Source organism: Curtobacterium sp. PhB137, from assembly GCF_003814955.1.
In the GTDB taxonomy this organism is placed as follows: Bacteria; Actinomycetota; Actinomycetes; order Actinomycetales; family Microbacteriaceae; genus Curtobacterium.
This window is the reverse complement of sequence record NZ_RKQO01000004.1, coordinates 808,796-829,457: the sequence shown is the minus strand read 5'-3', so window position 1 is coordinate 829,457 and position 20,662 is coordinate 808,796. Positions and strand designations below refer to the sequence as shown.

21 protein-coding genes are annotated in these 20,662 nt (G+C 71.8%); 11 read left to right on the top strand and 10 right to left on the bottom strand.

Going from position 1 to position 20,662, the window contains the following annotated elements; translation table 11 throughout:
- The first annotated feature begins 20 nt into the window (after positions 1-20).
- A complete protein-coding gene (locus EDF28_RS04390; protein ID WP_123294849.1) occupies positions 21-797 on the top strand; it encodes an IclR family transcriptional regulator in 777 nt (258 codons plus the stop codon).
- Between the two features lie 105 nt (positions 798-902).
- On the opposite strand, the gene EDF28_RS04385 is transcribed toward EDF28_RS04390, so the two are convergent.
- Positions 903-1,553, bottom strand: a complete 651-nt coding sequence (locus EDF28_RS04385; RefSeq protein WP_111085873.1) for a GntR family transcriptional regulator — start codon at positions 1,551-1,553, stop codon at positions 903-905.
- A gap of 12 nt (positions 1,554-1,565) precedes the next feature.
- Entirely contained in the window at positions 1,566-3,671 is a 2,106-nt protein-coding gene (locus EDF28_RS04380; RefSeq protein ID WP_260154617.1) for an efflux RND transporter permease subunit, read from the bottom strand.
- Positions 3,672-3,788: 117 nt separating this feature from the next.
- Between EDF28_RS04380 and EDF28_RS04375 the strand changes: the two genes are divergently transcribed.
- Positions 3,789-4,202 (top strand): MarR family winged helix-turn-helix transcriptional regulator, encoded by a 414-nt coding sequence (locus EDF28_RS04375; RefSeq protein ID WP_123294618.1) that lies wholly within the window; start codon positions 3,789-3,791, stop codon positions 4,200-4,202.
- 78 nt (positions 4,203-4,280) lie between these two features.
- Positions 4,281-5,321: an LCP family protein gene (locus EDF28_RS04370; protein ID WP_123937286.1), complete on the top strand. Its 1,041-nt coding sequence runs from the start codon at positions 4,281-4,283 to the stop codon at positions 5,319-5,321.
- 87 nt (positions 5,322-5,408) lie between these two features.
- On the opposite strand, the gene EDF28_RS19665 is transcribed toward EDF28_RS04370, so the two are convergent.
- The 6 genes from EDF28_RS19665 to EDF28_RS04340 all read right to left on the bottom strand — a co-directional run bounded on the left by EDF28_RS19665 (position 5,409) and on the right by EDF28_RS04340 (position 10,550).
- Positions 5,409-6,107, bottom strand: coding sequence for a transglycosylase family protein (locus EDF28_RS19665; protein ID WP_123294616.1), 699 nt, complete (start codon positions 6,105-6,107; stop codon positions 5,409-5,411).
- A gap of 302 nt (positions 6,108-6,409) precedes the next feature.
- Entirely contained in the window at positions 6,410-7,561 is a 1,152-nt protein-coding gene (gene rlmC / locus EDF28_RS04360) for a 23S rRNA (uracil(747)-C(5))-methyltransferase RlmC (protein WP_123937285.1), read from the bottom strand.
- Positions 7,562-7,568: 7 nt separating this feature from the next.
- On the bottom strand, positions 7,569-8,447 hold the full coding sequence (locus tag EDF28_RS04355) for an SMP-30/gluconolactonase/LRE family protein (protein ID WP_260154527.1): 879 nt from the start codon (positions 8,445-8,447) through the stop codon (positions 7,569-7,571).
- A gap of 37 nt (positions 8,448-8,484) precedes the next feature.
- Positions 8,485-9,105 carry a DedA family protein gene (locus EDF28_RS04350; RefSeq protein ID WP_185094128.1) on the bottom strand — a complete coding sequence of 207 codons (621 nt, stop codon included), beginning with the start codon at positions 9,103-9,105 and terminating at the stop codon, positions 8,485-8,487.
- A 66-nt stretch (positions 9,106-9,171) separates the two neighbouring features.
- The gene (locus EDF28_RS04345) at positions 9,172-9,831 is read right to left on the bottom strand and encodes a FadR/GntR family transcriptional regulator (RefSeq protein ID WP_123937282.1); all 660 of its coding nucleotides are present in this window, start codon (positions 9,829-9,831) and stop codon (positions 9,172-9,174) included.
- Positions 9,828-10,550, bottom strand: coding sequence for an SDR family oxidoreductase (locus EDF28_RS04340; protein ID WP_123937281.1), 723 nt, complete (start codon positions 10,548-10,550; stop codon positions 9,828-9,830). Before EDF28_RS04340 ends, EDF28_RS04345 begins: the two co-directional genes overlap by 4 nt.
- A 45-nt stretch (positions 10,551-10,595) precedes the next feature.
- On the opposite strand from EDF28_RS04340, the gene EDF28_RS04335 reads away from it, so the two are divergent.
- The gene (locus EDF28_RS04335) at positions 10,596-11,345 is read left to right on the top strand and encodes an SDR family NAD(P)-dependent oxidoreductase (RefSeq protein WP_123937280.1); all 750 of its coding nucleotides are present in this window, start codon (positions 10,596-10,598) and stop codon (positions 11,343-11,345) included.
- Positions 11,346-11,349: 4 nt separating this feature from the next.
- On the opposite strand, the gene EDF28_RS04330 is transcribed toward EDF28_RS04335, so the two are convergent.
- Positions 11,350-11,757 carry a MarR family winged helix-turn-helix transcriptional regulator gene (locus tag EDF28_RS04330; protein ID WP_111085883.1) on the bottom strand — a complete coding sequence of 136 codons (408 nt, stop codon included), beginning with the start codon at positions 11,755-11,757 and terminating at the stop codon, positions 11,350-11,352.
- A gap of 81 nt (positions 11,758-11,838) precedes the next feature.
- Here EDF28_RS04330 and EDF28_RS04325 point away from each other — a divergent pair, with 81 nt between their 5' ends.
- The 7 genes from EDF28_RS04325 to EDF28_RS04295 all read left to right on the top strand — a co-directional run bounded on the left by EDF28_RS04325 (position 11,839) and on the right by EDF28_RS04295 (position 19,217).
- Positions 11,839-12,783: a zinc-binding alcohol dehydrogenase family protein gene (locus tag EDF28_RS04325; protein WP_123937279.1), complete on the top strand. Its 945-nt coding sequence runs from the start codon at positions 11,839-11,841 to the stop codon at positions 12,781-12,783.
- 109 nt (positions 12,784-12,892) lie between these two features.
- Positions 12,893-15,805 (top strand): Na+/H+ antiporter subunit A, encoded by a 2,913-nt coding sequence (locus EDF28_RS04320; protein ID WP_123937278.1) that lies wholly within the window; start codon positions 12,893-12,895, stop codon positions 15,803-15,805.
- Positions 15,802-16,254, top strand: a complete 453-nt coding sequence (locus EDF28_RS04315) for a Na(+)/H(+) antiporter subunit C (RefSeq protein WP_111085885.1) — start codon at positions 15,802-15,804, stop codon at positions 16,252-16,254. Before EDF28_RS04320 ends, EDF28_RS04315 begins: the two co-directional genes overlap by 4 nt.
- Positions 16,251-17,942: a Na+/H+ antiporter subunit D gene (locus tag EDF28_RS04310; RefSeq protein WP_123339137.1), complete on the top strand. Its 1,692-nt coding sequence runs from the start codon at positions 16,251-16,253 to the stop codon at positions 17,940-17,942. Before EDF28_RS04315 ends, EDF28_RS04310 begins: the two co-directional genes overlap by 4 nt.
- Complete coding sequence (locus tag EDF28_RS04305) at positions 17,939-18,523, top strand: Na+/H+ antiporter subunit E (RefSeq protein WP_123294606.1); 585 nt, start codon at positions 17,939-17,941, stop codon at positions 18,521-18,523. Before EDF28_RS04310 ends, EDF28_RS04305 begins: the two co-directional genes overlap by 4 nt.
- Positions 18,520-18,864 (top strand): sodium:proton antiporter, encoded by a 345-nt coding sequence (locus tag EDF28_RS04300; protein ID WP_123294605.1) that lies wholly within the window; start codon positions 18,520-18,522, stop codon positions 18,862-18,864. The genes EDF28_RS04305 and EDF28_RS04300 overlap by 4 nt, the downstream gene beginning before the upstream one ends.
- A gap of 5 nt (positions 18,865-18,869) precedes the next feature.
- Entirely contained in the window at positions 18,870-19,217 is a 348-nt protein-coding gene (locus EDF28_RS04295; protein WP_243648940.1) for a monovalent cation/H(+) antiporter subunit G, read from the top strand.
- Between the two features lie 3 nt (positions 19,218-19,220).
- Here EDF28_RS04295 and EDF28_RS04290 read toward each other — a convergent pair whose 3' ends face one another.
- The gene (locus tag EDF28_RS04290) at positions 19,221-20,486 is read right to left on the bottom strand and encodes an MFS transporter (protein WP_123937277.1); all 1,266 of its coding nucleotides are present in this window, start codon (positions 20,484-20,486) and stop codon (positions 19,221-19,223) included.
- Between the last annotated feature and the right edge of the window lie 176 nt (positions 20,487-20,662).

The window sequence follows — 20,662 nt, the reverse complement described above, 5'->3', positions numbered from 1 at the left end:
GGACGGGCCAGAATGAGGGGATGGCGACCACCCCTCCGAACCAGAGCATCGAGCGAGCCGCAGCGGTCCTCGGTGCGCTCGGCGCGTCCGACGGCGCGGTGCGCGCCTCCGACATCGCGCGGGCGATCGGGCTGGGGACCTCGACCACCGGGCGGCTCCTGGCGACGCTCGAGTCGCTCGAGTACGTCCGACGCGATCCGGAGACCCAGGCGTACTCGGTCGGTCGGGCCGTGCTCGAGCTCGCCAGCCAGGGGCTCAACCACAACCCGGTGCACCGCGAGAGCCGCTCGGCGGCGCAGGAACTCGCGCACCGCGTCGGCCTGACCGCCAACGTCGGCGTGCAGGACGCCGCGTCGTGCATCTACCTCTGCCACTTCGAGGGCTCCCTCGCGCCGAAGTCGCACACGATGATCGGGATGCGGCAGCCGATGCACGCGTCCGCACTCGGCAAGGCGCTGATGCTCGACCTGTCGCCGGACGAGCGACGCTCGCTGCTCGGGGACGACCTGGCCCGGTACACCGACCACACGATCACGACGCACGACGCCCTGACGGCCGATCTCGCCGCCTCGGCGAAGCGCGGTTGGTGCGAGGAGAACCAGGAGCTCGCGCTCGGCCGGTTCTGCATCGCGGCACCGATCCGCAACGCCTCGGGGCGGATCGCGGCGGCGCTGTCGATCTCGGGGCGCCTGACGCAGCTGCGTGACCGCGACCTGGACTCCCTCGCCGAGGACCTCATCGAGGTCGCCGACCGCATCAGCGTCGGCCTCGGGATGATCAGCGCCGTCGCGCACTGACGCGGGCGTCGCGGCTCGAGACGCGCGTGACGGCGGACGGGAGGCCCGTGGCGGCGTCGCCACGGGCCTCCCGTCCGCCTCCTGGTCGCGCTGGGCGACGGGGCGCTACGCGCGCGACGGCAGCAGGTGGATGGCCTCCATCGCGAGCTCTGCCGCGATCGGGTCCTTCGCCAGGACGGCAGCCTTGAGGTTCTCGAGTTCGGGCAGGATCACCGCGGCCGGGATGAGCTCGGCGAGTTCGGGGACCCGGAGCTTGAAGGACAGCCCGTCGGTGGTCGACCGGCAGAGCTGCACGAGCGACGGGTTGCCGCAGGCGTCCGCCCACTGCGAGTAGATGTCGGCGCCGTTGCGGGCGACCTGGTCCTGCTCGTCGGCGCCGACCCGCGCGATGACGTCGTCGAGCATCTTCACGATCTTCTTGCGCTGCGGCTCGGTGAAGTTGGGCACCGCGAGGCGCACGACGCCCCCGTAGATGACGCCGAGCGTGCGGTAGGCGTCGAGGAGCTCGTCCTTCGTCGGGGCCGCCACGCGGGTGTAGCGGTTCGGTGCCATCTCGATCAGGCCGGCGCGGGCGAGTTCCGCGAGCGCCTCGCGGATCGGGGTGCGGGAGACCCCGAGCCACGCGATCAGGTCGTCGTCGTTGAGCCGCTCGCCGGGCTCCAGCGTGCCGTCCATGATCGCGTCGCGGATCTTGTCCTGCACGGTGTCACGGAGGAGCTTGCGCTCGGCGGCGGGCTGCGTCGAAGGAACTGGCATGCACCCAGCGTGTCACATGTGATGGTTCGCGCGCGAGAGGCGCGACGGCCACCAGGCCCGCCGACCGAGGTCGTACGCGATCGCCGGCACGAGCAGCGAACGGACGACGATCGTGTCGAGCAGGACGCCGAACGCCACGACGAACGCGATCTGCACGAGGAACAGGATCGGGATGACGCCGAGGGCCGCGAACGTCGCCGCGAGCACCACGCCCGCCGAGGTGATCACCCCGCCGGTGACCCCGAGTCCGCGCAGGACCCCCTCGTGCGGACCGTGCCGCAGCGCCTCTTCCCGCACCCGTGTCATGAGGAAGATGTTGTAGTCCACCCCGAGCGCGACGAGGAACACGAACGAGTACAGCGGCACGCTCGGGTCCGCACCGGGGAAGTGGAACACGTGGTCGAACACGAGCGCTCCGACGCCGAGTGCGGCGGCGAACGACACGATCACGCTGCCGATGAGCACGAGCGGGGCGACGACGCTGCGGAGCAGGAGCATCAGGATGAGCAGGATCACGACCAGCACCACGGGGATGATCAGCGTGCGGTCGCGGATCCCGGTGTCGTTCGTGTCGACGGCCGTCGCGGTGACGCCGCCGACGATCGCGCCGGGATCGACCCGTTCGACGGCGGTGCGGAGGTCGCGGACCGTCTGTTCGGCGGCGTCGGAGTCGGCGGGGTCGGACAGCGTGGCCTCGAGCAGCACGTCGCCCCGCGACACCGTCGGAGCGGCGGCGCCGCCGCTCGAGGTCGAGTCGCCCGTCACGGGCACCGTGCCGGACGGGGCGTCCTTCGCGGCCGCGACGACCCCGTCGACGCCGTCGACCCCCGTGACGGCGTCGACGAGTGCGTCGAGGTCGCGCTCCGACCCGATGACCTGCGCCGGGCTGCCGGAGCCACCCGGGAAGTGGTCGGCCAGGACGTCCTGCCCGTCGCGTGCCTGCGAGGCCCCGATGACCAGGTCGCTCTGCGGGACCCCGTCGGCCTTGAGCCCGACCAGGCCCGTGCCCATCGCGAGCAGCCCGACCGTGCAGACGATCCACACCACCCGGGAACGCTTGGCGACGAGCCGACCGACGCGAGCCCAGATGCCGCGCGCGTCCGGACCGGTGAGCACCGGGTGGGCGCTGCCGTACGCGGGACGGAGCGGCCAGAACGCGGCGCGACGGAACGCGAGCAGCAGGGCGGGCAGCAGCGACAGGGCGGCGAGCAGGCTGAACGCGATGCCGATCGCCGCGACGGGACCGAGCGCCTTGTTCGAGTTGAGGTCGGAGAGCAGCAGGCAGAGCACGCCCACGATGACGGTGCCGCCCGAGGCCAGGATCGGCTCGAGGCTCCCCCGCAGGGCCGCCTTCGTCGCACCCCAGCCCGTGCGGTGGTCGCGCAGCGCCTCGCGGAAGCGCGCCGTGTAGAGCAGGGCGTAGTCCGTCGCGGCGCCGATCACCAGGATCGACAGGATCCCCTGCACCTGGCCGTTCACGGTGACGATGTCGGCCTTGGCGAGCCACCACACCACGAGGATCGAGGCGCACAGGGCGAACGTCGCGGTGCCGAGCACGAGGATCGGCAGCAGCGGTGACCGGTAGACGATGATCAGGATCACGAAGACCGCGGCGAGCGCCACCCCGAGCAGCAGGCCGTCGATGCCGGCGAACGCCTCGGTCAGGTCGGCGGTGAACCCGGCGGGCCCGGTGACGTACCCGCTGACGCCGCTGGGCAGGGCGTCGTCGACGTCGGCGCGGATCGCCTCGACCGCGTCACCGGTGTCGGCTGCCGTGGTGAGGGTCGCGACGATCTCGACCGCGTCGCCGTCCTCGCTCGGGATCACCGGGCTGACGGCTTCGACGTCGTCGCGGTCACCGAGCTGGGTCGCGAGGTCCTTCGCCGCGGTCAGGTCGGAGGACGACATGCCGCCGTCGCGCTCGAGCACGATGATCGCGGGTGCGCCCGACTCCTGGCGGAACTCGGACGACCGCTCCTGCACCTTCGTGGCGTCGGCTGACGCCGGCAGGAACGAGGTCTGGTCGTTCGTCGACACCTCGGAGATCTTGCCGAAGTACGGACCGCCGACGGAGGCGATCGCGAGCCAGGCCACGATGACGAGCGCGGGGAGGACCATGCGGAGGAAGCGGGACACGACGGCGAGCGTACACCGGTCGTCAGCATGCTGATTACTAGACGGCTGCGACGCCGTCGTGACGCCGACCGCGACAGCTGTCGACCGTAGACTGCGCCCATGGACGACACGACCGAGCAGTGGCCCCTCGGCCGGCTGTTGTCGGCCGCGGCACGCTCGGTCGAGCGGGACTGGGATGAACGCCTCCGCGCCATCGGGCTGCCGCACGCAGCCCTCATCGCGGTCGACATCCTGATCCGCACGGGCCCCACCGGTGCCGACACGATCGCCCGCACGGCACGGGTGCAACCGCAGACGATGTCACGGACCCTCGAGCGCATGGAGCGGGACGGCCTGGTCGAGCGCACCCCGCACCCCGACGACCGACGCCGGCGCCTCGTGACCGTGACCGATCACGGACGCCGAGCGTGGGAGACCGCTCGGCACATCGAGCGCGAGGTCCTGCCGGACGACCCGGCACTGCGGACCGCGCTCACGGAGCTGCTCGGGAAGTCACGGCAACCCAGCAACTGACACGCTGTACCTGAAATACCACATGCGGTACGATGGGTCGGTCGGTGGCACGCCGACGCGAACCCGTTGGAGTCCCGCATGTCCGAACGACGGGCGGCCCGCCTGGCCGCCGACACCACCACCCGAGGCGGACGCCACCCGCGGCGCCGACGCCCGTTCCTCGTCGCACTGCTCGCGACGGTCGGCTCGCTGGTCGGCATCGCCACCGTGATCGCCGTCGTCGCGAGCATCTTCGTCGGCGGCCTGGCGCGCAGCTTCGACGCCCGCCACGACACGATCGCGAACCCGTTCCCGAGCGGGACCCGACCCGCTGCGTCCGGCGGCGAGAACATCCTGCTCATCGGGTCCGACTCACGAGCTGCACGCGGACCGGACGGCAAGCCATCCGAGGCCGGTGGCCGTTCGGACACCCTGATGCTCGCGCACGTCCCGGCCGACCGGCAGGCCGTGTACCTGATGTCGATCATGCGTGACTCGTGGGTCGACGTGCCGGGTCACGGGAGCGCCAAGATCAACGCCGCGTACGCGTGGGGCGGCGTCCCGCTCACCGTGCAGACCGTCGAGCAGCTGCTCGACGTCCGCATCGACCACGTCGCCGAGATCGACTTCACCGGGTTCAAGGACATGACCGACGCCCTCGGCGGTGTCACGGTCGACTCCGGGCAGGCGTTCGCCGCAGGCAAGCACGAGTTCGTCGCCGGCGCGAACCGGCTCGACGGCGACGCCGCACTCGCGTTCGTGCGCGAGCGGTACTCGTTCGCCGACGCGGACCACACCCGCGTGCTGAACCAGCAGGCGTTCATGCGCGGGGTCGTCGGCGGGCTGCTCTCCCGCGGCACGATCACGAACCCCGGGCGTATCCAGGACTTCGTGACCGCGACGAGCGAGCACCTGGCGGTCGATGCCGGACTGACCTTCCCGACCCTCGTCGGCCTCGGATGGTCGCTGCGCGACGTTCGGACCGACGACCTCAAGACGTTCACGGTGCCGACTGCGGGGTCCGGAACCTCGCCGGACGGGCAGTCCTACGTCACGCTCAACGACCTGGCGGTCGGCTCGCTGTCACAGGCGCTTCGGTCCGACGACGTCGCCGGTTGGCTGGCCGACAACCGGCAGTAGCGCCCGCAGGCTCCCACCACCGGTCACGCACGACGACGCCCCGCGACCGAGGTCGCGGGGCGTCGACGTGTTCGTCCGGTGGAACGATCAGGCGGGGAGCTGCAGCTCCTGGCCCGAGTAGATGAGGTTCGCGTCGTCGATGGTCGACGTGTTCGCGGCCCACAGCTTGTTCCAGCCACCGTCGATCTTGAGCTTGGTGGCGATGGTGTCGAGCGTGTCGCCCGAGGCGATCGTGTACGTCTTGCCGCTCGTCTTCACGGCGGCGGGCTTGCTCGGCGTGGTGGCTGCCGGGGCGGCCTCCTGCGCGGGTGCCGGAGCAGGAGCCGGGGTGCTCGGCGCGGCCTGCTCCGGGGCAGCGGGGGCCGGTGCGGCCTGCTGCGTCGGGGCCGGAGCAGCGGGGGCTGCCGGAGCCGGAGCAGCGGCGGCCGGTGCGGCACCGCTCGTGCCGCTCAGTCCGAGCTGGGCCGAGCAGGCAGGCCAGGCGCCCCAGCCCTGCGTGGCGAGGACACGCTCGGCGACGGCGATCTGGGCCTCGCGGCTCGCGCCGGCGGGGCTGCCGACGCCACCGTTGGCCTGCCAGGTGCCGAGGTTGAACTGCAGGCCGCCGTAGTAGCCGTTGCCGGTGTTGATGGCCCAGTTGCCGCCGGACTCGCACTGCGCGAGGGCGTCCCAGGTCGAGCCGGACGCAGCGTTCGCGGGGGTTGCCGCGAGGCCGACACCGGTCGCGGCGATGCCGGCGAACGCGAGGCCGCCGACGATGGTGCGGGTACGGGAAAGCTTCTTCATGTGATTGCTCCACCGGGGTCACGAGCCGCTTCGAACGCGGAATCCACTGCCCACCCCGACCGATCGCGGTCAGTTGTGGGGTGCGCCACCGGGGGCAGTGGTCATCGGGCCGGCGGCACCTCGGTCGGCAACCATAGGAAACTCTTCACCGTTATCAAACCGAGACAAACGGTTCTACCCGTTGGTGCTATGTACCCCGCACTCGAACCTGTACGCCTCGATGCCCATGGCCATGGTCATCGAGCCGTACCCGGGTACGTCACCTTGGCAATTCCCTGGCAATGCCGGCCAGGAGGCCCGGATCACGCCCGCGACAGCAGCGTGACGGCCTCGAGATGGCCGGTCTGGGGGAACATGTCGAGCACACGAGCGCGGCGCAGCCGGAACGAGGGCATGCGCGCGAGGTCCTTCGCCAGGGTCACCGGGTTGCAGCTCGAGTAGACGACGTGCTGCACGTCGGACTCCTCGAGCCAGGTCGACAGCGCCTCGCCGATCCCGCGTCGTGGCGGGTTCACCAGGACGAGCTCGGGCACGGTGTCGGGTCGGGCGCGGAGTGCGTGCTCGGTGGCGTCGTCGGCGGCGAACCGGAGCCCCTCGAGCCCGGCCTCGCGCGCGGACTGCTTCGCCGAACGGATCGCCTCGGCACTGGTCTCGATGCCCGTCACCGCTCGGCCCGGTCGCGCAGCGTGCAGGGCGAACCCGCCCACGCCGCAGTACAGGTCCCACATCGACGCCGGGTCGAGCTCGTCGATCCACGCCGAGGCCTGCGCGTACAGCTCGGTGGCGACGGCGGTGTTGGTCTGGAAGAAGCTCTGCGGCCGCAGGTGCATCGTGATCCCGCCGAGGCGCATCGGCAGCGTCTCCTGCTCGGTGAGCACGATCTCCCGGTCGCCCTCGGTCACGGCCTTGTGCTCGGGAAGCAGGTTCGCCGTGACGACCACCACGTTCGGCAGGGCGTCACGCAGCACATCGAGGTACTGCCGGATCCGAGCCACCTGCCCCTCGGACCGCAGGACGAACCGCACCATGAGTTCGCCGTCGGGCGACTCGGTGACCAGGACGTACTTCAGCTCGCCGCGTCGGGCAGCGACGTCGTACGGGATCAACCCCGCGGTCTGGACGAAGTCGGCGAGCAGGGGCAGCGCGTGTCGGATGCCGGGCGTGCAGATCCCGCAGTGCCGCAGGTCGACGCCGCGCTGCCGGTGGTCGAGGATGCCGACGGTCGGGTGCTCGGTCGATCCGCCGACCACCATCTTCGCCTTGTTCCGGTACCCGGACTCGGGGCTGGTGATCGCCGGTGCCCACGTGACGGCTCCGGGGCCGCCCGCCGCCTCGACGGCGTCGTGCAGGAGTTCGCGGGTGCGGAGCTCCTTGTCGAGGACCTGGTCGGCGTAGGGCTGCCCCATGAGCGTGCAGGACCGGCACACCCCACGGTCGAAGTAGTCGCACTGCATGGCCGAGTCAGGATACGGCAGCGTCCCGCGTCGTCGTGGCGATCCGGTAGACCGACGTCCTCGCCGTCAGGAACAGCGTCGTGCCGTCGTCGCCGCCGAAGCACAGGTTCGACGTCACCTCGGGGACGGCCACCTCGCCGATCCGCTCGCCGGAGGGGTCGAACACCACGACGCCGCGGTGCGACGACGACCACACGTTGCCGTGCCCGTCGACCCGGATGCCGTCCGGTGCGCCCTCGCCCGGCTCGAGTCGCGCGAACACCCGGCCGTTCTTGAGCAGGTCGCCGCCGTCACCGACGCGGTCGTAGGCGCGGATGACCGGTTCGTCCCCCGACGAGCTCGCGATGTAGAGGACCCGCTCGGACGGGTCGAAGGCGAGTCCGTTCGGCTCGTCGACGTCGGTCGCGACGGGGCGCAGGTCCTCACCGGACGGTCCGCAGCGGAAGGTCCAGTGGTCGCCGTACTCGCGCACGCCGGGGTGGCCTTCGCGCGGCTGAGTGATGCCGTAAGCCGGGTCGGTGAACCACACGCTGCCGTCCCGCGCGACGACGACGTCGTTCGGCGAGTTGAACCGCACGCCGGCCCAGGCGTCGACGATCGGCGTGACGACGCCGTCGCGGTCGCGCTCCACCCGCCGGAGTCCGTGCGAGCACTGGACGACACTGCCGTCGCGGTCGAGCGTCCGGCCGTTGGTGAACTCGACGCCCTCGGCGTACGTCGAGGTCTCGCCGGAGTCGGCGTGCCACTGCAGGACCCGGTCGCCGGGGATGTCCGACCAGCGCAGGGTGCGGGACGCCGGGATCCAGCAGGGTCCTTCGGCCCACGTGCTGCCGGTGGCGATGCGCTCGAGCGCGTCAGGGTCCGGTACGAGGTCGTCGAGCAGCACGGGTTCTCCTTCGAACGGTGTCCCCACCCTACGTTCGTCAGGCCGCAGCCGCCGCCTCGCTGCGTCGTCGCACGGCCTTCTCGATCGCCGAGATCGCGAGGCCGAGCAGGATCGACGCCACGACCGCGAGGGTCGTGACGAGGAAGGGCTGCTCGCGGCTCCAGCGCCCGGTGGCCGCCGCGATGCCGACGCAGTACGCGGCCCACACGACGTCGGCGAGCACGCAGCTCACCAGGAACCGCCGAACGTCGAGCCCGCTGTCCGCGCCGACCAGGTTCGTCGTCAGCCGGCCCATCGGGATGAAGCGTCCGAGGACCGCGATGCGCCCGGGAGCGGCACGGTAGCGGCCGTCGATGGCGTCCCGGGCCTTGCGGACCTTCGGACGCGCGAACCACGACCTCGAGCCGAGGTCGACCGAGCGCGTCAGGTGGTACAGCCCGAGGTCGCCGAGGACCATGCCGATCGAGGCCGCGACGACGAGGACGAGGACCGGCAGGAGGCCGCCGTCACCGCCCACCAGGAGCGTGCCGACCGCGACGACGAGCGCCTGGCTGGGGAGGAAGACCGCGACACTGCCGACGGCGAGCACAAGGCCGACCACGACGAACGTCCACGGGGTGCCGATGAGCTGGACGACCAGGTCCTGTGCTGCGTCCACGCTCACCCTCCACGGGCGCCGGAGGAGCGCACCGGACTCCATCTTTCCAGGTCGGCGGAGCACCGCTCACGTGCGCTCGACGATCGCCCGCATCGCCGCGGCCGCGTCGTCCGGGTGGCCTTCGACGACGGCACCGGCGAGCGCGAGGTGGAGGCCGACGTCGTGCCGGTCCGGGCGGATGCTCCCGCGTTCGCGCAGCACCTGGCCCACGACGCGGTGCAGGCGTCGGTACAGCGTGTTGTCGGACAGGTCGAGCACGAGCGCGTGGAGCCGCACGTCGGCGGCCACGAAGTCGAGGCGGTCGTCGCGGGCCGCTGCGGCCGCGAGCTCGTCCGCGGTGGTGCGGAGCGCCTCCCGTCGGTCCGCGCACTCGTCGAGGGGCGCCCGCCGGGCTGCTGCGGCGGCTGCGGCGGGTTCGACCGCCGCGCGGAGTTCGCGGAGCTCGACCGCCACGCGGTCACCGTCCGGGCCCCGGAGCCGCCACCGCACGACCCGCGGATCCAGGACGTCCCACTCCAGCACGCCGAGGACGGTCACGCCGACCCGGCGCCGCGCGGTGACCAGGCCGAGGGCGACGAGGACGCGGACGGCCTCGCGGACGATGCTGCGACTGGCCCCGGTCGACGCCACCAGGTCGTCGATGCTCCGGCGGCTGCCCACGGCGATGACGCCGGAGACGACGGCGGAACCGATCTGGTCGAGGACGCGGTCGAACGTGCTGGTCACCGCTGGGACACCGGGCTGACCACGAGTTCGTCGACCCGCATGTACGACGGCGCCTCGAGCACGAACGACACCGCGCGGGCGATGTCCTCCGGCTGCAGCATCACCGATCGTGCGGCGGCGTCGGGCACCGACGGCCGCTGGTCGAGGAAGTCGGTCGCGACGTCACCGGGGCACAGGTGCGTCGCCCGGACCCCGTGGCGTGCCTCCTGCTGGTTGAGGCTCCGGACGACCGAACCGAGCGCGGTCTTCGAGGCGGAGTACGCGACGCCGGCGCCGGGCTGGAAGGACCACCCGGCGTAGGACGACACCACGACGACCACGCCGCCGGACTCGCGGAGCGCAGGCAGTGCGGCGTCGACGACCGCGACCACCGCGGTGAGGTTCGTGTCGACGATCGCGCGGAAGTCCGGCAACGACTGGTCGTCCCACCGGCGCCGCGGCGCGTTCAGCCCGGCGGCGAGCACGACCGCGTCGAGTCGTCCGAACCGCTCGAGCACGGTGTCCCGCGCAGACGCGACGGCAGCGGGATCGGCAGCGTCGAGGGGCAGGACCGCCGCCGTGCCGCCGGAGGCCGTGATCGTCGCTGCGACCTGCTCGAGCCGGTCCACGCGCCGCCCGCTCAGGACCACCGTCCACCCGTCGCGCGCAGCGACCTCGGCACTCGCAGCCCCCATGCCGCTGCCGCCGCCGGTGACCCAGAGCACCCGTTGCTTCGTCATGCTGCAATAGTATGCCTATTGCAGCAACCGACGACAGGAGCAACGATGCACCTCGACCTGACCGACCGTGTGGTGGTCGTGACCGGCGCAGCACGCGGGATCGGACGCACCCTCGCCGATCGATTCGTCACCGAGGGGTGCCGCGTCGTCGCCCTCGACCTGGCCTTCGAACCCGACTTCCCGCTCGACCACGTCGTGTGCAACGTCGCCGACCCGGATTCGGTCCGGGCCGCCGTCGACGAGGTCGTCACCCGGCACGGCACGATCGACGTGCTCGTGAACAACGCCGGCATCAACGTCGAGGGCACCGTCGCCGAGCTGCAGTGGGATGCCTGGCGCCGGTGCATGGACGTCAACCTCGGCGGCACCTTCCTGATGAGCCAGGCCGTCGCGCCGGTGATGCAGGCCGCGGGGCGGGGGCGGATCATCAACGCCGCCTCGTTCGCCGCGATCGTCCCGAGTGTCGGCAGCGCTGCCTACGCGGCGTCCAAGGCCGCGGTCGTCTCGTTCACCCGGGTGCTGGCGTCGGAGCTCGGCCCGTGGGGCATCACCGTCAACGCGTACGCGCCGGGCATGGTCCCGACGGCGATGAACGGGTTCGCGACCATGCCGGCCGAGGCCCAGGACCGCCTGCTCGACACCCTGTCGCTGCGCCGGTGGGAGACCGCGGACGACGTCGCCGACCTGCTCGTCTTCGTGGCGAGCGACGCCTCGGGCTACGTCACCGGCACGCTGCTCGACGTCTCCGGCGGCAAGCTCGCGACACAGATCCCGGCACGCGCGCACGGCCGCTGAGGGTTCAGCGCAGCATCCGCTCCAGGAGTGCGCGCAGCTGCCGCCGGTCCCGCTCCGGCAACCGGGCGGTGAGCGGCAGCAGTGCATCGCGGATCGCGCCCTCGAGCGAGCGCGCCACCTCGAGACCGGCGTCGGTGATCACGACGTCCACCGCGCGGGCGTCGTCCGCGTTCGGCTGCCGCGCGAGCAACCCCTTCTTCTCCGCGCGCGCCACCAACCCGGTCATCGTCGACTTCTCGAGCCCCAGGTACTGCGCCAGGTCACCGATCCGCAGACGACGGTCACGCAGGATCGCGAGGACCCGCAGCTGCGTCAGCGACAGCCCGGCATCGGCCGCGAGCCCGGTCAGCGGCCCCATCGTCCGGAACGCGGCCTCGCCCAGGGCATCGACGAGCTGCTCGTCCTCGGTCATCTCCTGCACCACTCCAGCCTAGTTGACGAACTTCGTGATGCGAACTACTTTGTTCGTAACACGAAGCAAATGGAGGACACCATGCACGCAGCAGTCGTCACCGAGTTCGGCCACGCCCCGACCTGGCACGAGTTCGACGAACCGACTCCCGGACCCGGCGAGGTCGTCGTCGACGTCGTCGCGGCCGGTCTCCACCCGCGGGTCCGCTCGCAGGCCGACGGTTCGCACTACACCAGCGAGGGCGCGCTCCCCCTGGTCCCCGGCGTCGACGGCGTCGCCCGGTTCCCCGACGGCACGCTCCGCTACGTGGCCGTCGCGAGCGACACCCGCGGCACCATGGCCGAGCGCGTCGCGGTCGACCCGCGGGCGAGCGTCGTCCTGCCCGACGGTGCCGACCCGGTCACCGTGGCCGCCGGCGTGAACCCGGTGCTGTCGTCGTGGGTGGCCCTGCGCCGGCGGATCGACTTCGCCCCGGGCAGCCGCGTCCTCGTGCTCGGCGCTACCGGGGCCTCGGGCACCGCGGCGGTGCAGGTGGCGAAGCACCTCGGTGCCGCACACGTCGTCGCGAGCGGGCGCAACCCGGAGCGGTTGGCGGCGCTCACCGCCCTCGGCGCCGACGTCGTGCTGCCGTTGGCCGACGTCGACGCCCTCGGCGCAGCGGCAGCCGACGTCGACGTGGTCATCGACTACGTCTGGGGCCAGCCCGCGGCCGACGTGATGCGCGCCGTCGTCACCGCCCGCACCGAACCGGGTCGCCGACTCGACTGGATCGCGATCGGTTCCACCGCGGGCCACGAGGCGACGATCCCGTCCGCGGCACTGCGCGCCTCGGGCCTGACGATCGTCGGCAGCGGGCAGGGGTCGGTCGGGCGTGCCGGTTTCGTCGCCGAGCTCCCGGGCATCGTCAGTGCGATCGCGGACGGCACCGTCCGGGTGGACGCGACGGCCGTGCGGTTGGCGGACGTCGAGGCGACGTGGGCCGGACAGCCCGCCGGGAGCACGGGCAGAGTGGTGTTCACAGTGTGAACCGAGCGCGAGCAGGCTGTCCGGTCGCACAGGTTCTCCACATCCCACTCTTCGTAGGCTGTGAGGGCCCAGTGAGCCGGACTGCAGCCCGACCCCGAGGAGGTGCCCGATGGTCCTCGTCCTCGTCGCGTTCGCGATCGTCGCCCTGATCGTCCCCGCCCTGACCCCCGTCCTCGGCCGCCGCGTGTTCTACGTGGCCGCCCTCGCGCCCGCAGCCGCCGCCGTGCTGACGGTGCTGCAGACGGACGCGGCCCTGCACGGCAGCGTCGTCGAACGGCACCGGTGGGTCCCGCAGCTCGACCTCGAGATCACGCTGCGGATGGACGCCCTGTCGTGGGTGCTCGCGCTCGTGGTGTCGATCGTCGGGGCCCTCGTGCTCGTCTACTGCGCCTCGTACTTCGGGCGCGACGAACCGGGGATCGGTCGGTTCGCGGGCGTGCTGACCGCGTTCGCCGGGTCGATGTTCGGGCTCGTCCTCGCCGACGACGTCATCGTGCTCTTCGTCCTGTGGGAAGCCACCACGGTCTTCTCCTACCTGCTCATCGGACACGACGCCGACAAGCGTGCGAGCCGTGCGGCCGCGATGCAGGCCCTCGTCGTCACCACCGCCGGCGGTCTGGCGATGCTCGCCGGTCTGGTCATGCTGTCGGTCACGGCGGGCACGACCTCGCTCTCCGGCATCATCGCCGCCCCGCCGACCGGACCGATCGTCACCGTCTCGGTGGTCCTCGTCCTGCTCGGCGCGCTGACGAAGTCGGCGATCGTGCCGTTCCACTTCTGGTTGCCCGCGGCCATGGCAGCTCCGACCCCGGTCAGTGCGTACCTGCACGCCGCAGCGATGGTGAAGGCCGGCATCTACCTCGTCGCCCGGCTCGCTCCGGCGTTCGCACTGCTCGACGGCTGGCGCGAGACGATCACCGTGCTCGGTGTCCTCGGCATGCTCATCGGTGGCTACCGGGCGCTCCGCCAGACCGACCTCAAGCTCCTGCTCGCCTACGGCACCGTCGCGCAGCTCGGGTTCCTCGTGCTCGCCGCCGGGTGGGGCGCGCCCGCGGTGGCACTCGGCGGGGTCGCCCTGCTCGTGGCGCACGCCGCGTTCAAGTCCACGCTCTTCCTGGTGGTCGGTGCGATCGACCACACCACCGGCACCCGCGACCTCGGGCGCCTGAGCGGCCTCGGCCGGAAGGCACCGTGGCTGGCCGTCGTGGCCGCCCTCGCGCTCGTGTCCATGGCCGGCATCCCACCGACGATCGGCTTCGTCGCCAAGGAAGCCGTGCTGACCGGCTTCACCGAATCGCTGCACGGACCCGACGCCGGCTGGGCCTGGTTCGCCCTCGTCGGCGTGACGCTCGGCTCGGTGCTCACCGTGGCGTACTCGCTCCGCTTCTTCTGGGGAGCGTTCGCCCGCAAGCCCGACGTCGCCCAGACGGCACCGCACGCCCTGCACGGTCTGGGTGTGGTGCCGTCGATCCTGGCGCTGACCGGTCTCACCCTCGGCCTGCTGACCCCGGTCGTCGCGCACGGCATCGAGCCCGCCGCGACGGTGGCCTCGCTCCCCGGCGAGGAAGTCCCCCACCTCGCGCTCTGGCACGGCCTCGAACCGGCGCTCGGCATCTCGGCCGTCACCCTGGTCGGCGGTCTCGCGCTGTTCGCCCTCCGACGTCCGGTCGAGGCACTGCAGCACCAGCTCGCCGGGTTCCCGAGCGCCTCGGGCACCTACCGGCACCTCATGCGCGGCCTCGACCGGTTCGCGACGGGCCTGACCGCCGGTGTGCAGCGGGGTTCGCTCCCCTACTACCTGACGGTGATCCTGTCGGTGTTCGTGGCGGGTGCGCTCGCGAACCTCGTGCTCGGCGGGCCGTGGGAGTTCCACGTCCGGTTCTCCGACTCGTGGGGGCAGATCCCGGTCGTCATCGTGATGTCCGTCGGCGCCATCGCCGTCCTCACCGCGAAGACCCGGTTCGCCGCCGCCGTGTTGGTGGGCGTGACCGGCTACGGCATGTCCGTCCTGTTCGTCCTGCACGGTGCGGTCGACCTCGCGCTCACGCAGCTCGTGGTCGAGACCGTCACCCTCATCGCGTTCGTCCTGGTGCTCCGGCGGCTCCCCCCGCGCATCGCGACTACGAACCCGAGCCGGTTCCGCATCGTCCGTGCGCTCTTCGCGGGGCTGGCCGGCCTCACGCTGGCGATCGTCGTCATCGTCGCCGCCTCGGCGCGCACCGCCGACCCGATCTGGCCGGACCTGCCGGCGCTCACGAGCTCGTTCGGCCACGGCCTGAACGTCGTCAACGTCGCCCTCGTCGACCTGCGCGGCTGGGACACCCTCGGTGAGCTCACCGTCGTCGTCGCCGCGGCCACGGGCGTCGCGAGCCTCATCTTCGTGAACTCCCGCGAGGACACGCTGCCCCGGCTCCGTGACCTGCCGGAGAAGCTGACGGCCGACGGTCAGCGCACCGACGGTGAGCCGCGCGCCTGGCTGCCGACGAGCGCCGCCATCCCGACCGGCCGCTCGGCACTCCTCGACGTCGTGGTCCGACTGCTGTTCCACGGGCTCATCGTCCTGTCGGTCTACCTGCTGTTCGCCGGGCACAACGCGGCCGGCGGCGGCTTCGCCGGTGGCCTCGTCGCCGGCATCGCGCTGGCGGCCCGGTACCTGGCGGGCGGCCCGGCCGAACTCGGCGCCGCCGCCCCGGTCCGTGCCGGTCGACTGCTCGGACTCGGTGTCGCGACGGCAGCGATCACCGCGATCGTGCCGCTGTTCTTCGGCCGCGAAGCGCTGTACTCCGAGTTCTTCGAGGCGACCGTCCCGATCCTCGGCCACGTCGAGTTCGTCACCGCGACGTTCTTCGACATCGGCGTGTACCTGGTCGTCGTCGGCCTGGTGCTCGACGTGCTCCGCAGCCTCGGCGCCGAGGTGGACCGGCAGCGCCTCGAGGATGCCGGGGCGCCCACCCGCGACACCACCGAGGGGTCCGTCCGCGACACCCTCGAGGCACCCACCCCGGAAGGGAGCGCCACATGACCGTCACCCTCGTCCTCGTGATCGCGATGGCCGTGCTGTTCTCCTGCGGCGTCTACCTGCTGCTCGAACGGTCCCTGACCCGGATGCTGCTCGGCTTCCTGCTGCTCGGCAACGCCCTGAACCTGCTCCTGCTGGTGATGTCCGGTGCCGCCGGCAACCCGCCGATCGGCAAGTCCTCCGAGGGCATCACCGACCCGCTCCCCCAGGCCTTCGCCCTGACCGCGATCGTCATCACCTTCGCCGTCAGCGCGTTCCTGCTCGCCCTCATCCACCGCTCGTGGCAGCTGTCCCGTGCCGACGAGGTCGAGGTCGACGAAGCGGACGTCGCCATCGGCCGCACGCGCGACGACCCCGACGACGACCCGGAAGCCGACTTCGACCCGAAGTCCCCCGAGGACGCCGACGATCCGCACGAACACCAACCGCACCAGGACGGAGTGAACCGATGACCTGGCTCGTCCCGCTCCTCGTCCTCGTCCCGCTGCTCGGCGCCGCCGTCGCACTCGGCCTCCTGCGGCACCAGAAGCTCCAGCGAGCGATCACCGTCGTGGTGCTCGTCGTCGCACTCGCCGTCGCCGCGACCCTCATGGTGCTCGTCGACCACCACGGCACCATCGTCGTGCAGGTCGGCGGGTGGGACGCCCCGTACGGCATCTCGCTGGTGGTCGACCGCCTGAGCGCCCTGCTCCTCACGGTGAGCGCCAGCGTGCTGCTCATCGTCCTGCTGTTCTCGATCGGCCAGGGGCTCGCAGCCGACGACGGCGAGGCCCCGGTCACGATCTTCTACCCGACCTACCTCGTGCTGGCCGCGGGCGTGCTCGACTCGTTCATCGCCGGCGACCTGTTCAACCTGTACGTGGCGTTCGAAATGCTGCTCGTGGCGAGCTACGTGCTCATCACCCTGGGCGGCAGCGAGCAGCGGGTCCGGGCCGGCACCACGTACATCGTCACGAGCCTGATCGCGTCGGCGATCTTCCTCGCCGCGATCGGCCTGGTGTACGGCGCGACCGGCACGGTCAACATCGCCCAGATCAGCGAGCGCGTCGCCGATCTGCCCGAGCACGTGCAGCTGCTCCTGCACACGATGCTGCTCATCGGCTTCGGCATCAAGGCGGCGGTCTTCCCGCTGGCGTTCTGGCTGCCGGACTCGTACCCGACCGCCCCGGCCCCGGTCACGGCCGTCTTCGCCGGTCTGCTGACGAAGGTCGGCATCTACGCGATCATCCGCCTCGAGACGGTCATCTTCCCCGGGCCGCAGTTGAACAACGTGCTGCTCGTGGTGGCGGTGTTGACGATGGTCGTCGGGGTGCTCGGTGCGGTGTCCCAGACCGACGTCAAGCGCCTGCTGTCCTTCACGCTCATCAGCCACATCGGCTTCATGGTGATGGGTGTCGGGCTCGGGACGGTCGCGGGGACGGCGGCCGCGGTGTTCTACACGGTGCACCACATCGTCGTGCAGACCACGTTGTTCCTGGTGTCCGGCCTGATGGAACGCGTCGGGGGGACCACGTCGACCCGGTCACTCGGCGGGTTGTTGAAGGCCGCGCCGCTGCTGGCCGCGCTGTACCTGATCCCGGCGTTCAACCTGGGCGGCATCCCGCCGTTCTCCGGCTTCATCGGCAAGCTCGGGCTGTTCCGCGCCGCCGCCGAGGACGGCTCCCCGTTGGCGTACGTCACGATCGCCGCCGGCGTGGTCACGTCGCTCCTCACGCTGTACGCGCTGATGCGCGTGTGGGACGCCGCCTTCTGGCGGCCGAAGCCCGCGGCCGAGGCCGCGGCGCCGCACGCGACGACCGCCGAACCGCACGCAGCCCTGCGGTCGCCGGAACCCGCCCCCTTGACCGTCTCCGAGGAGACGGGTGAGGCCTTCCACCCAGGAGGCTCGGTGACGGTCACCGACGCACCCCACGCGAGCAGTGCCTCCCGTCCGACCACCGGGTCGACCGAGACGGTCGGCGAAGCGCCGACCAAGGTCCGGCTGCCGCGCATGCTCGTCGGTGTGACGACGGTCGCGGTCCTCGGATCCGTCGCCCTCACCGTGGTCGCGGGCCCGCTCTACGGGTACGCGAGCCGCGCAGCGGAGTCGCTCGAGTCGCCGGACCGGTACGTGCAGGCCGTCCTCGGGGGTGACCGGTGAACACCGACACCCGACACGTCGCGAACGCCCGCCGCATCGCGGTGGCGTGGCGGTACGACGTGCCGCTCGTCGCCGGGCTGACCGTCCTGTGGGCCCTGCTCTGGGGCTCGTGGACGCCACTGACCCTGCTCTGCGGCATCGTGGTGGCGCTCCTGGTCACCCAGGCGCTGCCGCTCCCGCCGGTCCCGCTGTCGGCCCGGTTCTCGATCGTGCACGCCGTCCGGTTCCTCGTGGTGTGGTCCGGACTCGTCATCACGGCGTCGTTCCGGGTCGCCTGGGTCGCGTTCCGCCCGCGGGGTGTCCGCCGCAGCTCCATCACGCTCGTGCAGCTGCACTCCACCGCCGAGATGACCTTCACGCTGGCGACCCTCGCGATCTCGCTGGTGCCCGGCTCGTACGTCGCCGACGTCGACCTCCGCCGCCGGCGCCTGCTGCTGCACGTGCTCGACACCGAGCGGGTCGAGCAGGTCGAGGCCGCCCGTCGTGAGGCCCTCGGCATCGAGGCCATGGTCATCCGTGCCCTCGGTTCGAAGCAGGACGTCTCCGAACTGTCCGAACCGCTGCCGGAGGTCACCCGATGAGCGCCGCCGTCGTCGTCATGGGGATCGGCATCGCCCTGGTCCTGGCCCTGCTCGGCGCCACCCTCGCGCTCGCGGTGTTCCGGATCGTGCGCGGCCCGACGATCCTCGACCGGATGATCGGATCGGACATGGTCCTGACGACCGTGCTCGTGGTGATCGCGGCGTCGATGGTGGTCCGGCGCGACCTGACCGGGATCCCCGTCCTCGTGGTGATCGCGGCGACGAGCGTGTTCGCGACCGTCGCGGTGGCGCGAGCGGTCACGCCGTCGTCGGACCCGTCGGACGAAGGCCTGAGCGTCACCACCCCCGAGCACGCCGCCGAAGCAGAGGAGCAGTCGTGACCGAGATGATCCAGGCGTTCCTCGACGGCGCCGGCGTGCGGGCGTGGATCGCGCTCGCCCTGCTGCTCATCGGCTCGCTGCTGTCCCTCGGCGCCGGGGTCGGCATCGTGCGCTTCCCGGACCCGCTCGTCCGGCTGCACGCCATGGCGAAGCCGCAGGTGCTCGGGCTGGCGTTCGGGCTGGCCGCGATCGTCGTCGCGGTGGGGACCTGGACGGCGTTCTGGGTCGTCCTGCCCATCATGGTGTTCCAGCTGTTCCTGGTGCCCGTCTCGACGCACATGATCGCCCGCGCCGGGCTGCGTGCCGACGACTACCGGCACGAGGACCTGCTGGTCGACGACACCGAGTCCTGATCGTCAGGCGGCGGTACGGCGCCGCAGCAGCAGGTTGACGACGGCCGCGAGCACGACGACCGCTGCCGAGGCCGCGGGGAGCACCATCGCGACGGACGTGCCGTGCTGCTCGGCCAGGTCGCCGGTGATGGCGGAGGCGATCGACTGCCCGACGATCACGGCGGATCCGAGGATCGTCATCGTGGTCGCGGACCGGCCGACCGGTGAACGGTCCGAACCGAGGCTGTACTGGGCGACGAGGGTCGGGCCGATGCCGACGCCCATGATCGCCAGGACGATGCCGACCGCCATGACGGAGTCGGCCTGCGAGAACGCGATCGCGCCGCCGAGCAGGACGACACCGAACACGAGCCAGCGCCAGCCGAGGCCGAACGACCGCGGGAACGCTGCGGACCCGAGGGCGAGTCCGGCCGAACCGATGCCCATCAGGCCGTAGAGCAGGCCGGCCTGGGACGCCTCGCCGTGGGTCTCCATGAACGCCGTCAGCGACGTCAGCGTCGAGCCGAAGAACAGGCCGATGCCGAGGATCCCGATGACCACGACGACGAGCCGCGGACGCAGGAGCTGGCGGGCCGGGGCCTGGGTCAGTTCCTCGTGCTGCCCGAGCACGAGCTTGCCGGTGGGGTGCAGCGCGAAGGCGGTCACGAACACGAAGGTCAGGGCCGAGGCGCCCGCCACGGCGACCCAGGGGGCGATCGCGCTGGCGAGGATGCCGACCAGGAACGGGCCGATGATGAAGACGGTCTCGTCGGCGGCCGACTCGTACGCCATCGTGCCGCTGAGGGTCTTCTCGCGGCGGGCCGGTCGCATGCGCTGCGCGATGATGGCGACGAGCCGGGTCCGGGACATCGGCGCGACCTGGGGCGCGGACGCCCCGATGCAGAACGCCATCGCGAGCACGGCCAGGTCCGGCGCGCTGCCGCTGACGACGAAGGGGAACGCGCCGAGCAGCGCCGCGTTGACGAGGCCGACGGGGACGAGCACGGCACGCTGGCCGAACCGGTCCGCGGCGGCGCCGACCATCGGTCCGAACACCGCGGCACCGATGCCGACCGAGGCGGAGTTGACGCCGCCGAGGGCGACGGAGTCACGCGCGGCCACGACGAGGGTGAGGACCCCGACGACCATCATGGCGAACGGCAGGCGGGCGATGAACGCCACCGGGAAGTACCAGCGTCCGGCGAGGGAGACGAGCGAGGCGTCTGCGCCGGCCGCGGGGTCCGTGCGCTCCGGGGCGGGCGCGGACGGGGTGGGACTGGTGTGGAGCATGGGGGTGTGCCTTCTCGGCCCGGCCCGGTTCGGTGGGGGCGGACCCATCGGGTGCCGCCGTTGTCCGCCGGGGAGCCGGCGGCCGGTAGATACACACTGCGTGTTTCAGAACTGCTCCCATCGTACCAACCGTTCCGGTCGGGGCCAGGGGTAATGCTTCGTCACCGGACCGTCCT

Bases quoted from the DNA above. Each gene is read 5' to 3' on its own strand.
- EDF28_RS04335 (WP_123937280.1), top strand. From the start codon at position 10,596: ATGCACCTCGACCTGACCGACCGTGTGGTGGTCGTGACCGGCGCAGCA.
- EDF28_RS04295 (WP_243648940.1), top strand. From the start codon at position 18,870: ATGATCCAGGCGTTCCTCGACGGCGCCGGCGTGCGGGCGTGGATCGCG.
- EDF28_RS04310 (WP_123339137.1), top strand. From the start codon at position 16,251: ATGACCTGGCTCGTCCCGCTCCTCGTCCTCGTCCCGCTGCTCGGCGCC.
- rlmC (WP_123937285.1), bottom strand. From the start codon at position 7,561: ATGCAGTGCGACTACTTCGACCGTGGGGTGTGCCGGTCCTGCACGCTC.
- EDF28_RS04290 (WP_123937277.1), bottom strand. From the start codon at position 20,486: ATGCTCCACACCAGTCCCACCCCGTCCGCGCCCGCCCCGGAGCGCACG.
- EDF28_RS19665 (WP_123294616.1), bottom strand. From the start codon at position 6,107: ATGAAGAAGCTTTCCCGTACCCGCACCATCGTCGGCGGCCTCGCGTTC.
- EDF28_RS04385 (WP_111085873.1), bottom strand. From the start codon at position 1,553: ATGCCAGTTCCTTCGACGCAGCCCGCCGCCGAGCGCAAGCTCCTCCGT.
- EDF28_RS04375 (WP_123294618.1), top strand. From the start codon at position 3,789: ATGGACGACACGACCGAGCAGTGGCCCCTCGGCCGGCTGTTGTCGGCC.
- EDF28_RS04370 (WP_123937286.1), top strand. From the start codon at position 4,281: ATGTCCGAACGACGGGCGGCCCGCCTGGCCGCCGACACCACCACCCGA.
- EDF28_RS04325 (WP_123937279.1), top strand. From the start codon at position 11,839: ATGCACGCAGCAGTCGTCACCGAGTTCGGCCACGCCCCGACCTGGCAC.
- EDF28_RS04380 (WP_260154617.1), bottom strand. From the start codon at position 3,671: ATGGTCCTCCCCGCGCTCGTCATCGTGGCCTGGCTCGCGATCGCCTCC.
- EDF28_RS04320 (WP_123937278.1), top strand. From the start codon at position 12,893: ATGGTCCTCGTCCTCGTCGCGTTCGCGATCGTCGCCCTGATCGTCCCC.
- EDF28_RS04300 (WP_123294605.1), top strand. From the start codon at position 18,520: ATGAGCGCCGCCGTCGTCGTCATGGGGATCGGCATCGCCCTGGTCCTG.
- EDF28_RS04390 (WP_123294849.1), top strand. From the start codon at position 21: ATGGCGACCACCCCTCCGAACCAGAGCATCGAGCGAGCCGCAGCGGTC.
- EDF28_RS04330 (WP_111085883.1), bottom strand. From the start codon at position 11,757: ATGACCGAGGACGAGCAGCTCGTCGATGCCCTGGGCGAGGCCGCGTTC.
- EDF28_RS04340 (WP_123937281.1), bottom strand. From the start codon at position 10,550: ATGACGAAGCAACGGGTGCTCTGGGTCACCGGCGGCGGCAGCGGCATG.
- EDF28_RS04315 (WP_111085885.1), top strand. From the start codon at position 15,802: ATGACCGTCACCCTCGTCCTCGTGATCGCGATGGCCGTGCTGTTCTCC.